12 protein-coding genes are annotated in these 13,043 nt (G+C 61.7%); 5 read left to right on the top strand and 7 right to left on the bottom strand.

Annotation, left to right across the window (positions count from 1 at the left end; all coding sequences use genetic code 11):
* Positions 1-153: 153 nt before the first annotated feature.
* The 4 genes from AC1DVE_RS05495 (at position 154) to AC1DVE_RS05480 (ending at position 5,630) form a co-directional block, all read left to right on the top strand.
* A complete protein-coding gene (locus AC1DVE_RS05495; protein WP_223543255.1) occupies positions 154-1,476 on the top strand; it encodes an alginate export family protein in 1,323 nt (440 codons plus the stop codon).
* 525 nt (positions 1,477-2,001) lie between these two features.
* Positions 2,002-3,315: an amino acid permease gene (locus tag AC1DVE_RS05490; protein ID WP_223461390.1), complete on the top strand. Its 1,314-nt coding sequence runs from the start codon at positions 2,002-2,004 to the stop codon at positions 3,313-3,315.
* Positions 3,308-4,588, top strand: a complete 1,281-nt coding sequence (locus AC1DVE_RS05485) for an aspartate aminotransferase family protein (RefSeq protein ID WP_223461388.1) — start codon at positions 3,308-3,310, stop codon at positions 4,586-4,588. The genes AC1DVE_RS05490 and AC1DVE_RS05485 overlap by 8 nt, the downstream gene beginning before the upstream one ends.
* 10 nt (positions 4,589-4,598) lie before the next feature.
* Entirely contained in the window at positions 4,599-5,630 is a 1,032-nt protein-coding gene (locus AC1DVE_RS05480) for a phosphotransferase enzyme family protein (RefSeq protein WP_223543256.1), read from the top strand.
* 178 nt (positions 5,631-5,808) lie between these two features.
* Here the strand turns inward: AC1DVE_RS05480 and AC1DVE_RS05475 are convergent, their stop codons facing one another.
* Together AC1DVE_RS05475 and hpaC are read right to left on the bottom strand one after the other, a co-directional pair.
* A complete protein-coding gene (locus AC1DVE_RS05475) occupies positions 5,809-6,105 on the bottom strand; it encodes a DUF6124 family protein (RefSeq protein ID WP_223543257.1) in 297 nt (98 codons plus the stop codon).
* Between the two features lie 474 nt (positions 6,106-6,579).
* Positions 6,580-7,089 carry a 4-hydroxyphenylacetate 3-monooxygenase, reductase component gene (gene hpaC / locus AC1DVE_RS05470; RefSeq protein WP_056723075.1) on the bottom strand — a complete coding sequence of 170 codons (510 nt, stop codon included), beginning with the start codon at positions 7,087-7,089 and terminating at the stop codon, positions 6,580-6,582.
* Positions 7,090-7,348: 259 nt separating this feature from the next.
* Here hpaC and AC1DVE_RS05465 point away from each other — a divergent pair, with 259 nt between their 5' ends.
* Entirely contained in the window at positions 7,349-7,978 is a 630-nt protein-coding gene (locus tag AC1DVE_RS05465) for a response regulator transcription factor (RefSeq protein ID WP_223457872.1), read from the top strand.
* Positions 7,979-8,267: 289 nt separating this feature from the next.
* Here AC1DVE_RS05465 and feaR read toward each other — a convergent pair whose 3' ends face one another.
* From feaR to AC1DVE_RS05440, 5 genes are all read right to left on the bottom strand, one after another.
* Entirely contained in the window at positions 8,268-9,188 is a 921-nt protein-coding gene (gene feaR / locus AC1DVE_RS05460; protein WP_223457870.1) for a transcriptional regulator FeaR, read from the bottom strand.
* A 151-nt stretch (positions 9,189-9,339) separates the two neighbouring features.
* Positions 9,340-10,290 (bottom strand): PDR/VanB family oxidoreductase, encoded by a 951-nt coding sequence (locus tag AC1DVE_RS05455; protein WP_223457859.1) that lies wholly within the window; start codon positions 10,288-10,290, stop codon positions 9,340-9,342.
* A 205-nt stretch (positions 10,291-10,495) separates the two neighbouring features.
* Positions 10,496-11,236: an SDR family NAD(P)-dependent oxidoreductase gene (locus AC1DVE_RS05450; RefSeq protein WP_223457857.1), complete on the bottom strand. Its 741-nt coding sequence runs from the start codon at positions 11,234-11,236 to the stop codon at positions 10,496-10,498.
* A gap of 10 nt (positions 11,237-11,246) precedes the next feature.
* Entirely contained in the window at positions 11,247-11,747 is a 501-nt protein-coding gene (locus AC1DVE_RS05445) for an aromatic-ring-hydroxylating dioxygenase subunit beta (RefSeq protein ID WP_223457855.1), read from the bottom strand.
* The gene (locus tag AC1DVE_RS05440; protein ID WP_223457853.1) at positions 11,744-13,027 is read right to left on the bottom strand and encodes an aromatic ring-hydroxylating oxygenase subunit alpha; all 1,284 of its coding nucleotides are present in this window, start codon (positions 13,025-13,027) and stop codon (positions 11,744-11,746) included. The genes AC1DVE_RS05445 and AC1DVE_RS05440 overlap by 4 nt, the downstream gene beginning before the upstream one ends.
* Positions 13,028-13,043: the final 16 nt, after the last annotated feature.

Raw genomic sequence — 13,043 nt, 5'->3', positions numbered from 1 at the left:
CGTGCCAGTTGTATTGGCCGGGCTGCCAAACCGGGCAATCTGGCATGCACAACCAACTAATTGGCAAACAGGGAAAAGGGCAAACAAAAGTCGCGCCTTAGTATCCGGACAGACCGCAAACCTGCGCTCAAGAACAAGAACGGATGCCACACCATGCTCAAGTCCCCCTTGCTTCGTCTCTCGACGCTCGCGCTGATGATCAGTGCCGGCAATGCCGGTGCCTATGAACTCTACGCCGATGACGACAGCCATCTGAACGCTACCCTCGAAGCCGTATTCGGCATTTTCCACAGCCAGGAAAACTACGCCCTGTCCGGTCGCCTGAATGAAGGCAGCTCATCGTGGCGCGAGGGCTACATCAAATACGGCTTGAGCTTCGATCAAGGCCTGGGCGGTGTGGGCACCGCGTACGGCGCGGGGAACATGCTCAGTTCCGGCACCTGGGGCGACGGCGATGCCGCCGGTTTCACCGACGGTTCGGAACGCACCACCAAGTTCGAAGACGCCTACCTCGGCTGGCGTTCGGCCGATCTGTTTGGCGCACTGGGCAAGGATGGCGTCGACCTGTCCTTCGGCCGCCAGAACATCGTGGTTGGCGATGGTTTCCTGATCGATGGCGATGCGCTGAACATGGGTAAGGGCCTGGCCGACGGCCAATTCAACCGTGGTGGCGCCTATTACCTGGCAGCACGCAAAGCCTTCGACGAAACCGCCGTATTGCGTCTGGGCGGCAAGGAAGGCTGGCGCAGCGACCTGATGTGGCTCAAATCCGACAACCGCGCCCAGGCCAAGACCGAAATGTACGTCGGCACCCTGGAGCACGTAGCCGAGGCCGGCACGGTCGGCCTGACCTACATCAAGACCACCGATATTGATGAACAGTACGCCTCCCCGGCACAACTCGAACGCGACGGCATGAAGACCTACAGCGTGCGCGCGACAGGCAATGCCGGGGTGAAGGATCTGTTCCTGTCCGGTGAGTACGCCAAGCAGGACAAACCTCACGCCGCCGACGAAAACGCCTGGTACCTGGAAGCCGGCTGGACCTTCTCCGACGCGATCTGGACCCCGAACGTCAGCTACCGCTACAGCCGTTTCTCGGAAGGCTACGACACCTTGTTCTACGGCATGAGCCGTGGTTACGGCACCTGGTTCCAGGGCGAAGTGGCAGGCAACTACGCCGGGCCGTTCAACAGCAACTCACGCATTCAAAACGTCGGGCTGAAAGTCTCGCCGCTGGAGAACCTGAACCTGGGCGCGCTGTACTTCAACTACGACACCATCGACCGCAGCCTGGGCAACACCGATGGCCACGAAGTCGACCTGTATGCCGAATGGCATGTCAACGACCACCTGACCGTGATGCCACTGGTGGGCATCTACCAACCGGACAAGAGCGCCGAAAACGGTGGTACCCAACTGGGTAACAACGACAGGAACGTCTACGCCCAGGTGGTGTTCGCCACCGGTTTCTGATTTCGGCCGAGGGCAACGGCGTTGTCGTTGCACACGTGGAAGTTGAATCCGTTGGTGGGGAGCTTTCGTACCTTAGATTTGCAGTGCCTGATACACCGCCTTCGCGAGCAAGCCCGCGAAGAGGCCATCACATCCAACATCACTGCCACCTGACACTCCGCTTTCGCGAGCAGGCTCGCTCCCACATTTGGATTTTTGCCTTACACAAGTCTTGCGTTCACCAAAGATCCCTGTGGGAGCGAGCCAGCTCGCGAAGAGGCCATCACATCCAGCATCAATGCTGACTGACACTCCGCCATCGCGAGCAGGCTCGCTCCCACAGAGATCTACGCCAGCCGACATAAATCTGTCACCCACAACCAACCACATGGCATGCGCGCAAACATGTCACCGCGCACCCCGGGCGTAGTATCAAAGCCGACCTCGGAGCAATATCCGCTCCAGGGCGCCCTGCAAAGCAAAGCTGAACCCCTTCCATTTCTCACTAACAACAATAAATCGACCTTCGGGTCGCGGGAGATTTCTGTGCTCAAGAAAAGTGCGCTGGGCTGGCCAAAGATTGCCGGCCTCGGGATTGCGTTGGTGGTGGCCGGGCAGTTTTCCGGCTGGAATTTCGGGCTGGCGGCCGGTGGCTGGCTGAACATGTTGATCGCCACGTTGTTGATGGCCCTGCTCTGCGGCGGCCTGGCGTTGTGCGTGGCGGAGCTGTCCACCGCGCTGCCCAGCGCTGGCGGTGTATTCGTCTATGCGCAAAGCGCCTTCGGGCCGTTCGTGGGTTATCTGGTCGGCGTGGCTTGCGCACTGGCGCTGACCATCGGCACCGGTGCGGCCGCGACCTTTATCTGCGCCTACACCGAATCGATTTTCGGCCTCGGTGGCTGGCCGGTGAAGATCGCCCTGTTCGCGGTGATCATCGGCATCCACATGCGCGGCGTCGGTGAGGCCATGGGCCTGACCTTCATTGCCGGCGTGATCGCCGTGGTCGCCCTGCTCACGTTTGGCGTGGCCATGGCGCCCCATGTCGAACTGGCCAATCTGCTGACATTGCCGGCCAACGTGGCAACACCGGTCAGCCTCGGCGGCATCTTCGCCTGTGTGCCATTCGCGATCTGGTTGTTCATCACAGTCGAGCAAACCGGCTCGGCAGCCGAGGAGGCGCACAACCCCGGCCGCACCATGCCCCGCGGCATTCTAGCGGCGATCGGCACCTTGTTGGTGACTGCGCTGGTGGTGCTGGTGTGCGCACCGGGTGCCGGTGGTGTCGAGCTGGTGGGTTCGGCGGGAGATCCGCTGTACGCGGCGATGTCCAGCAACAGCGCCTTCGGTGACGGTTCGTGGCTGGCCAAGGTGATTGGCTGCGGCGCGGTGTTCGGCCTGATCGCCACGTTCTTCTCGCTGGTCTACGCCGCGTCCCGTCAACTGTTCGCCATGGCCCGCGACGGCTTGTTCCCGCAGTGGCTGGGCAAGACTGGTAAACGCGGCACGCCTTACCCGGCGCTGTTGTTGATCGGCGTGATCGGCCTGCCGCTGTCGGCGGTCGACCCGGCCACGGTGATGCTCGCGGTCGTGCTGCTGCTCAACGTTTGCTACCTGCTCATCTTCGGCGCCTACCTGCACATCAAACGCAACCAACCGGAACTGCCACGCCCGTTCACCCTGGTCGGCGGCAAACTGGTTGCCTGGCTGGGCCTGGCCCTGACGCTGGTAGTGATCGCCGCCTGCTTCCAGCTCGACATGCTGATGCTGATCGCCCTCGCCGTGACCTTCACCCTGTGCATTTTCAACTACCTGCTGCGCAACCGTCGCACCACCGCCATCGAGGTTCCAGACCATGCCTGAAGACACTCTGCTACAACGCCGCCATCGCGTGCTCGGCAGCGCCTCGCCGCTGTTCTACGACAAACCCTTGCACCTGGTGCGTGGCGAAGGTGTCTGGCTGTTCGACGTCGATGGTCGCCGCTACCTCGACGTCTACAACAACGTGCCCTGCGTCGGTCACTGCAACCCCCACGTGACCGAGGCCATGCACCGCCAGGCCACCACGCTGAACATCCACACCCGCTACCTGGATGAACAAGTGGTGCGCTACGCCGAGCGCCTGACCGCGACCTTTGCAGAATCGCTGGACACCGCGATGTTCACCTGCACCGGCAGCGAGGCCAATGAACTGGCGCTGCGTCTGGCGCGATTCGCCAGCGGCGGCACCGGCATCATCGTCAGCGACTACAACTATCACGGTAACTCGGCGTCGCTGGCCGAAGTCACCACCGCCCTGCCCTCGCCGGAACCGTTTGCCGCCCACGCCCGCGCCGTGCCGATTCCGTGCTTGTACCGGGCACCGGCCGGCACCACCGAGGCGCAACTGGCCGAGCAATACGCAGCCAACATCGCCGCCGCGATTGCCTCGATGCAGGCCCAGGGCATTCGCCCCGCCGCGCTGCTGATCGACACCCTGTTCGCCAACGAAGGCTTGCCACGGGTGCCGGCCAGCTTCGTCAACAAGGCGGCGGCGCTGATCCGCGCTGCGGGTGGCCTGTTCATCGCCGACGAAGTGCAGTCCGGTTTCGGCCGCACCGGCGATCACCTGTGGGGCCATCAGGCCCACGGCGTGGTGCCGGATATCGTCACCCTTGGTAAACCGATGGGTAACGGCTATCCCCTGGCCGGGTTGATCACCCACAAGGCGCTGGTCGAATCGTTCGGTCGCCACGCCATGTACTTCAACACCTTCGGCGGCTCGCCGGTCGCGGCAGCGGTGGGCATGGCGGTGCTGGATGTGATCGAGCAACAGCAACTGCTGATGAATGCGCAAAACGTCGGCGCCTATGTACAGCAACGCCTGCAAGTATTGGCCAGCAAACACTCGATCATCGGCGACGTGCGCGGCAAGGGCCTGTTCTTCGCCATGGAGCTGGTGCGCGACCACGCCAGCAAGGAGCCGGCCGGACTGGAGGCGCGCAAGGTGGTCAACGACATGCGCGAGAACGGCGTGCTGATCAGCAAGATCGGCGCCGGCGACAACATTCTCAAGCTGCGCCCGCCGCTGGTATTCAGCCGCGATCACGCTGACTTGTTCGTCGACACACTGGACAGCGCCCTGAGCGCGATTTGAGGCTTTTGCCATGACTGAATTCCACACCCTTGCATTCGACACCCTGAGCTATGACCAGCAAGTGACCCGTCTGCACGAACTGGCGCGCCATGCCCTGCAACAGTGGGACGGCGAATTCGCCGACATTGAACTGGTGAAGTTTCGCGAGAACGCGGTGTTCTCGGCCCGCCGCCACGACGGTCAGCGGGTGGCCTTGCGCATCCATCGCAATGGCTATCACTGCGAGGCTGCGCTGCGCTCCGAACTGCAATGGATGGAAGCCCTGGCCGGCGCAGGCATTACCGTGCCGCAGATTATCCGAGCGCAAAATGAAAGCCATCTGATCGAAGTCACCCATCAGGCCATCGGCGAGGCGCGCCACATCGACATGCTCGCCTGGCTGCCCGGTGCTACCGCCGGCACTTCCGAGGCGGGCGTGCAGGCCGATACCGAAATCGATTTCCTGTTCAATGAAGCCGGTGCGATTGCCGCGCGCATCCATCTGCACTCGGCGGATTGGCAACAGCCGGACGAGTTTGTCCGGCATGCCTGGGACGAGGAAGGTCTGATCGGTGCCAATCCGTTCTGGGGGCGTTTCTGGGAGCTTGCGCAGCTCAGCGACGAGCATCGGGATCTGCTGCAACAGGCCCGGCGTACGGCGCGCAAGGACTTGCGTCAATATGGTCGGCACCTGGGCAACTTCGGCATGATCCACGCCGATCTGGTGCCTGAGAACCTGCTGATCGAAGGCCAGCGTTTGCGCCTGATCGACTTCGACGATGCCGGGTTTGGCTGGCACATGTTCGAGTTGGCCACGGCCTTGTACTTCTGCCTGGATGACCCGCGCTTTGACCAGATCAAGGCGGCGCTGCTCGACGGCTACAACGCGGTCAAACCGCTGACCGAGGCGGATCGCAAGACACTGGCGTTGTTCCTGATGCTACGTGGCACCACGTACCTGGGCTGGATTCACACCCGCCAGGGCACGCCGACAGCGATAGAAATGGCGCCGATGTTGATTGAGCGGGCTTGTTTGTTGGCTCGGGAATATTTGCAGCAGTAAAACGACTAACTCGATACATATGTGGCGAGGGAGCTTGCTCCCGCTCGGCTGCGCAGCAGTCGTAAACCCGGTCATTGCGGTACTTCTGAAGCACCGCAATGGCTGATTTTGGGGCTGCTTCGCAGCCCAGCGGGAGCAAGCTCCCTCGCCACAGGATTACCTTCCGCCTCAAGAGCCGCTATCCCGCCGGGTCAAGCCTGTCCAACGCCCGGTTCACCGCCAACTCCCCCAACATGATCACTTGCGCGATGCCCAGCAGGGTGTTGCGGTGCGTGCCTTCGAGGAAACCCGCCAGGTCATGGGCCATGACGTTCGCCGAGGCCAGCGACTCGCAGGCGTGGGCCAGCAGGGTTTCGGTGTCGATGTCGGGGTTGATGGTGAACAGGGTGGAGGGTTTGTGCGGGGTGGCCATGATGTGCAGGGCCGGGTTGGGGCAGGAATCGTTGTCTGGTGGATCAGGCGTAACCTTGAACATGATGTTCTTTTCCGTTGTGATGCAGCCACGCCGTCGCTGCTAAACGAGGGGTGGCGGCTGTACGCAGGTTAGCAGACCGGGGAAACGAAGAAAGCCGGCGCGCCCAAGGGCGCCCTACGCACAGCCACCATCAAACGCAGGTACGGAATACCTGCCTGACGGACACTCGTACGATCTTCAAATACCACGGGCTGCTAAACCCGATCACTGGGAATCAGTGACGCGAATCAAGTTACCGATGGCCTCCGAGGCGCACAAGCCGGCGGATTCTGGCGTACCTGTAGGCAATGACGCAAGGCGTTGTAGCTTGCAGGAAATGACGCCTACAGCCGTTAAACATGCATTCCAGATTGATACCGCTTTCGCGAGCAAGCCCGCTCCCACAGAGGGGCTTCGTCGCACACAGTATTTGTGTTCGCCAAAGATCCCCTGTGGGAGCGGGCTTGCTCGCGAAGAACGATAACGCGGTCTCAATCAAGCCGCGCTGGCATGCTCAACACGATGAAACAAGCGGTTGAAATACACCAGGCTGTCGCGCGGCTCGCGCACGCCCACCTTCGTCAGCTCCACGAACATCACCGAATGCGACCCCACTTCCTTGCACTCGCTGATCCGCCCTTCGAGCTGCACCAGGGCATCGCGCAGCACTGGTACGTCGGCGGCGCCGTCGTCCCACAGGTCCCAGGCGAAACGTTCGTCCATCGGCACCTTGGTCATGCCGGCGAAATGCCGGGCCAGTTCTTCCTGCTCGCCACACAGCACGTTGACGCACAGATGGCCGTTGGTGCGGAACACGTCGTGGGTGGCGCTGTTGCGGTTGACGCACACCAGCACGGTGGGCGGCGAGTCGGTCACCGAGCACACGGCGCTGGCGGTGATGCCGCAACGACCGCCGGGGCCGTTGGTGGTGATGATGTTCACCGCGGCAGGCAGCTGCGCCATGGCGTTGCGAAAGTCGATTTGCTGCTGGCTCAGGTCGGCCATGTCGATGCCCCTTCCTTCAGGAGGGCCGCTATCTTGCGGCCCGTAGGTGATGGAACAAGACTAAGGCTGCGGGCGCGGTACAACCATTCTGACGATCCCCATGGCAGGGTTGGGTTTCCGCTAGTCGACTAGGTGGTTTCTTTATCGCAAGGGCCGGCCACAGTGGGTATTCTGCATACTGGTTCCAGAAAGATGAGCCAATGCGTGCCGCACGCTCCCGTGCGAAAACAATAATTAGAAAACTTTCGTGGCAGCCCCGATGGAAATCCGTAAACCGATTGTTTATATCGTCGACGACGACAAGGACCTGCGAACCTCACTGGCCTGGTTGCTGGAGTCGGTGAGCGTGCAGGCGCAGTGCTTTGCCGGCGCCGAAGAGTTCCTGAGCCAATACGACCCCAAGCAGCCCGCTTGCCTGGTGCTCGACGTGCGCATGCCGGAGACCAGCGGTTTCCAGTTGCAGGAAATCCTCAACCAGCGCGGCAGCACCCTGCCGACCATTTTCGTCTCGGCCCATGGCGACATTCCGATGTCGGTCACGGCGATGAAGAACGGCGCGCTGGATTTCGTCGAGAAGCCCTACAACCCGCAGCAGATGATCGACCGCATCCAGGCCGCGCTGAAGACCGCCGTGCACGCCCAGGCCGATCAGCAGCAGCGTCAGAACCTGCAAGGCAAGCTGGCACTGCTGACCACCCGAGAGCGGGAAGTGTTGATGCTGGTGATCGATGGCAAGGCCAGCAAGGTGATTGCCCGGGAGCTGAACATCAGCGTGAAGACCGTTGATGTGCACCGCACCAAGATCAAGGAAAAGATGGGTGTGAGCAGCATCGCCATGCTGGTGCGCGAGGTGCTGCATTTGCCGGTGGATGAGCCGGTGCGGCATTGATCATTCTGTATTCGCCGTCAGGCCGCCATCGCGGGCAAGCCCGCTCCCACATTTTGATCTCGGCCGGACACAGACTTTGAGTTCACCGCAGATTCAATGTGGGAGCGGGCTTGCTCGCGAAGGGGCCGGCACATCCAACATCGCTGGTGACTGACACACAGCTTTCGCGAGCAAGCCCGCTCCCACAGGTTGATCTCGTCGTACACAAACTTCTGTGTTCGCTGAAGATTTAGTGTGGGAGCGAGCCTGCTCGCGATGGGGCCAGCAGACTCAACATCAATGGCGGGTGTCAGATCTGGCTATACCGCTTGCGATAAGCCCCCGGCGACACACCAAAGCGCGATTTGAAGGCCGACGAGAAGTAGCTCGAATCCGAGAACCCCCACGCATAACACAGCGCCGAAAGCTTCTGCTCGACATCGGCGCGGCGCAGGTTTTCGGCGCAGAAGTCCAGGCGGCGGTGCTTGATGTATTGCGCCACCACCAGCCCGCGCTTGGAGAACATCCGGTACAGGCCGCGTACGGAAATCCCGACTTCACGGGCAATCAGTTCGGGGCACAGTTCTTCGTCGCTGAGGTGCGCGTCGATGAAGGCGATGATCTTGCGAAATTGCCGCTCATGGGCGTCTGCACCGCAGTCGCGGGCACTGATGCCCGGTAGTAACAAACTGGCCAGGGCATCGAGCACGGCTTCGCTTTCCTGCATGTCCAGCCCGTCCTGCTGGCGGGTGTCCAGCACCAGCTTGTTGGCCATCGCCGCCAGGGGGCTGCCGGCCGCGATGCGCGTGGCGCAGTTGACGGCATTGAAGTGCGAACCCCGCTCGACCACCTGGCGCGGAAGAATCAACGACAGCTGTCGGCAATCGTCGTTGTAGATCATGTCGCTCGGACGGCTGGCGTCGATCAGGGCGATGTCGCCACAGCCCAGTTGCGCCCGGTTGTCGCCCTGCTCCAGTTGCGAGCTGCCACGCATCTGGAACACCGCGTAGTAGTGGCCGTCGCTGCTGGTGCTGACGTCCTTGCTGGTGCGGTACAAATGCACGTGCGCCATGTCGACCACACTGAGGTTGATCGCACCGCTGCGAAATTCCGTCAGTTCGCCGTAGAAATCGGTGTCCAGCGCCCGGGCATCGAAACGCCCACAGGCCTGGTTCACCTGGCTCAACCAACTTTCGAACGCCTCGTTGCGCACCGTCGATGCTGTAATCATGTCCGCAAAGCCTCACGTTTTTGTTGTTATTTTTCGACCGCTTCATCGAGCGGTTCGTCAAAACGGTTATTTCTGTAGCCATCTCCTCCTTCGACGGCCGCCGGGCGCCCATTCAACAGGCTCCGGCCCAAGCTTTCCAGTCGACTTTCGGTTAAAGGTCCAATACCAGACGAGCGGAAAGCGCCCGTGATACACACGCGCAAATCTGCTTGTTGGAGGCCTTTTCCTTGTTCGACAGACAGTTGTCACGGTGCTCCGGTAAACCGTCCAGGACCTCGACGATGCAGGTACCGCAGATGCCTTCGCGGCACTCGGTGTCGATGTCGCAACCATGGGCCTGCAACACGTCGACCAGGCTGGTGTTGGCCGGCACTTGCAGCACCACGCCGGAACTGGCCAGTTCCACTTCGAACGTGCCGGCCGGGGCGCTGTTGGCGGCCGGGTCTGCGGCGAAGTGTTCCAGGTGAATGGCATCATCCGAGCGACTGCGGGACGCCACTTCCACCACTTTGTTCATGAAGGGTGCCGGGCCGCAGGTGTAGACGTGGGCGGCGCTGCCGGCACGCTCCAGGCATTCACTCAACGCTGCGTCGAGATCCGCGGGCTCCACGCCATAGTGAAACTCCACAGATTCAGCAAAGTTCGTCGCCAACAGCTCGGTAAACGCCGCGTACTGCGCCGAGCGGGCGAAATAGTGCAGGCGATACGGCTGGCCGCTTTCCGCCAATTTGTAGGCCATGCTCAGCAGCGGCGTGACACCGATACCGGCGGCGAACAACACATGTTCGCTGGTACTTTCATCGAGACGGAACAGGTTGCGCGGCGCACCCATTTCCAGCTCCATGCCCTCTTCCACTTGCTCGTGCAGCGCCAGCGAACCGCCGCGCGACTGCGCTTCTTTCTTCACCGCCACCAGGTAGGCGCGGCGATCCTGTGGCGGGCTGCACAGCGAATACTGGCGGGTCACCCCGGTCGGCCCGGTCAGGTCGACGTGGGCACCCGGTTCATAGGTGTCGAGCGGCTGGCCGTCACTGCGCACGAGGCGAAAGGAACGGATATCCAGCGCTTCGTCGACGATCCTTTCGATCTTCACCTTCATCATTGCATCACCTGAATACTGTTGTTTCGGTTAAGTCTTGGGTCTGGCACAGCTTTTGTGGCGAGGGAGCTTGTCGGATCGCCGCACCGTCCCGCTCGATTTCGCAGCAATCGCCAAATCTTCGGTGTTGCCGATATCTTTGGGGCCGCTTCGCAGCCCAGCGCGAGCAAGCTCGCTCGCCACAATTGATCGTGTCGCGACGTAAATCTCAGCGCATGAACAAGCCGCCGTTGACGTCCAGGCACGCGCCGGTCACGGAGGTCGCGTTATCGGCGACCAGCAGCAACACGCTGTCGGCGATGAACGCTGGATCACCAAGAGTGCCGGCCGGAATCATCTTGAGGATCTGCTCCAGACGCTCCGGGGCCACGCTTTCACGCACCACCGGCAAGTCCAGCGGACCCGGCGAGATGCTGTTGACCGTCACGCCTTGCGGTGCCAGTTCACGGGCGAAAACCTTGGTCAGCGTCGCCACGCCACCCTTGGCTGCGGCGTAATGCGCGCCGGTAGCAGTGCCGCCGTTCTGCCCGGCCAGGGACGCAATGTTGACGATGCGGCCGAAGCCACGCTCGGCAAAGTGCGCGCCGAACACCTGACAGGCAACAAAAGTGCCACGCAGGTTGATCGCCATCGACTCATCGAACTCTTCTGGCGTGATGTCCATCAGCGCCGCGACTTTCGACACGCCGGCGTTGTTCACCAGAATGTCAGTGCCGCCCCAGTGCGCGGCGAGCAGGTCGCGGGCACGCTGGAAGTCGGCCTTGCTGCGTACATCCAGCTCGATGGCGACGGCCGTGGAGCCGCTGCCATCCAGATCGGCGGCCAGATGCCGCACGCCATTGAGGCGCACATCGGCCAGGCCGACGCGATAACCCGCCGCATGCAGACGACGGGCGATGCACTCGCCCAGTCCGCGCGAGGCACCCGTTACAAGGGCTACTCGACTCATGATGTTACCCTCACAAAAGGAAGCCGAGCGCGCTCAGGCTGTCGGTGGAGTTGATCAGCCGTACCACTTTGCGCTCCAGGGTCGGCACGCCATCGGTGAAACGAATGCGGTGATTCAGGTCGGCCACGAACGGCGTGTGCACGCCGCGCTTGTAGGCGTAGAGCAACTGCGCCGAATTGACTTCGACGATGTCGCCGGCCGCTTCCACCAGACGGAAACGCGAGATCGTGCGAATGGTTTTCGCTGCATCCACTGCCGACGGCGAGTAGCCGGCGGTCAGGCGTTCGATGCGCAGGTCACGCATGCGCGCATCGTCGTAGGCGTAGTTCAGGGTCGCTTCGAAATCTTCGGTGTCCGGGTCGATCGGCACGATGTACTTGCCGCTTTCGCTCCACAGGGTCGCCCATTCGGCGTAGTTCTTGTGGTCGAGCAGTTCGGCTTCGCGCCAGATGAATTCGATGGCCTGGGCCAAGGGACCGGTAAAACCGTTCAGGGTGTCGTGATTGCTCATTGGCTCATCATCCTTTTCCACATGTCGTAGGCACCGCGCATGCCGCCTTCGTCGGTGGCATGGCTGACCTTGTCGCCGTTTTCAGCGGTGATTTCGCGGTTCAGGCCGCGGTTGACCAGGATTGGCGCGTTGACGCCGGCATACGAGCCGCGCTGCACGCGGTCCCAGGCCTCGGCATCGTCAGGGCTGCCGAAACCGAACGGGCCCTGGAAGTGTTCGTGGATGCGCATGCGTTCGCGGTTGGCGATTTCCGGGCCGCCGTCCATGCCGAGGGCCACGTGGCGGATCTCGGTTTCGCTGACCGATACCGGGCGCAGCACGCGGAAGAACGACATCGACATCGCCACGTTCGGGAACAGGTTCAGATTGAAACCGGCGCCGTGCAGCGAGCGCACGATGCGACGGACCTGATCGGCCGGCATGGTCTTCGACAGCTCTTCAGTCACATGGGCGAAGCGCTCCTGCAACTGTTCGGTGCCGTCGTCATGATCAAGGTCGACGTGCTCCGGAACCATGACCATCACGCTGTGGCCGTTGCCGAGCGAATGGGTCACGGCTTGTTCGTCGGTCATGAACGAGAGCATTTCCGAGGTTTCTTCATCCACCGACGACATGAACGACTTGTGCACGATCGGGAAGTGGTAACCGTCGGTGGTGTTTTCCAGCTGGATCTTCCAGTTGCCCTTGAAGCTGAACTTGTGTTCGCCCTGGGTCTTGATCGGGTAGCCGGCGCCCTGCTTCATGAACAGGTCCATCCAGTGCTTGGCGCCGCCGAGGAAGTCTTCCAGCGGTTCGATCTCGTCGTTGTAGCTGGCGAAGATCATGCCGGCGTAGCTCTCGACGCGCAGGTTGGTTAGCGGCAGTTCGGATTTCTCCAGGATGCCTTCGTAGCCATCCGGATACGGCAGCGCACGCAGCTTGCCGTCCAGGCCATAGGACCAGCTGTGGTACGGGCAGGTGAAACCGGTGGCGTTGCCCTTGTGCTTCTCGCACACAGTTGCGCCACGGTGCCGGCAACGGTTTTCCAGCACGTTGATGTTGTTCTTCTTGTCGCGCACGACGATCACCGGGCGACGGCCGATGGTGGCGGTCTTGAAGTCGCCGGAATTGCGCACTTCGCTTTCGTGGGCAACCCACACCCAGGTGCGGTAGAAAATCTTGTCCAGCTCGGCTTCGAACAGCGCCGGGTCGTTGTACAGCGAGACGTCGACGCGGTCGTGCTGGACCAGGTCTTCGGGGCTTTTCGACGTTGCGATCAGCTGATATTCATGAGTGCTCATGCGGTTCTCCTCATGG

The sequence above is a fragment of the Pseudomonas sp. P4_B4 genome (assembly GCF_056402255.1).
The sequence above is the reverse complement of the archived record's forward strand: the minus strand, read 5'-3'. Positions and strand labels throughout refer to the sequence as shown.

Coding starts and splice junctions, on each gene's coding strand:
- AC1DVE_RS05495 (WP_223543255.1), top strand. CDS start 154: ATGCTCAAGTCCCCCTTGCTTCGTCTCTCGACGCTCGCGCTGATGATC.
- AC1DVE_RS05485 (WP_223461388.1), top strand. CDS start 3,308: ATGCCTGAAGACACTCTGCTACAACGCCGCCATCGCGTGCTCGGCAGC.
- AC1DVE_RS05480 (WP_223543256.1), top strand. CDS start 4,599: ATGACTGAATTCCACACCCTTGCATTCGACACCCTGAGCTATGACCAG.
- AC1DVE_RS05475 (WP_223543257.1), bottom strand. CDS start 6,105: ATGTTCAAGGTTACGCCTGATCCACCAGACAACGATTCCTGCCCCAAC.
- hpaC (WP_056723075.1), bottom strand. CDS start 7,089: ATGGCCGACCTGAGCCAGCAGCAAATCGACTTTCGCAACGCCATGGCG.
- AC1DVE_RS05465 (WP_223457872.1), top strand. CDS start 7,349: ATGGAAATCCGTAAACCGATTGTTTATATCGTCGACGACGACAAGGAC.
- feaR (WP_223457870.1), bottom strand. CDS start 9,188: ATGATTACAGCATCGACGGTGCGCAACGAGGCGTTCGAAAGTTGGTTG.
- AC1DVE_RS05455 (WP_223457859.1), bottom strand. CDS start 10,290: ATGATGAAGGTGAAGATCGAAAGGATCGTCGACGAAGCGCTGGATATC.
- AC1DVE_RS05450 (WP_223457857.1), bottom strand. CDS start 11,236: ATGAGTCGAGTAGCCCTTGTAACGGGTGCCTCGCGCGGACTGGGCGAG.
- AC1DVE_RS05445 (WP_223457855.1), bottom strand. CDS start 11,747: ATGAGCAATCACGACACCCTGAACGGTTTTACCGGTCCCTTGGCCCAG.
- AC1DVE_RS05440 (WP_223457853.1), bottom strand. CDS start 13,027: ATGAGCACTCATGAATATCAGCTGATCGCAACGTCGAAAAGCCCCGAA.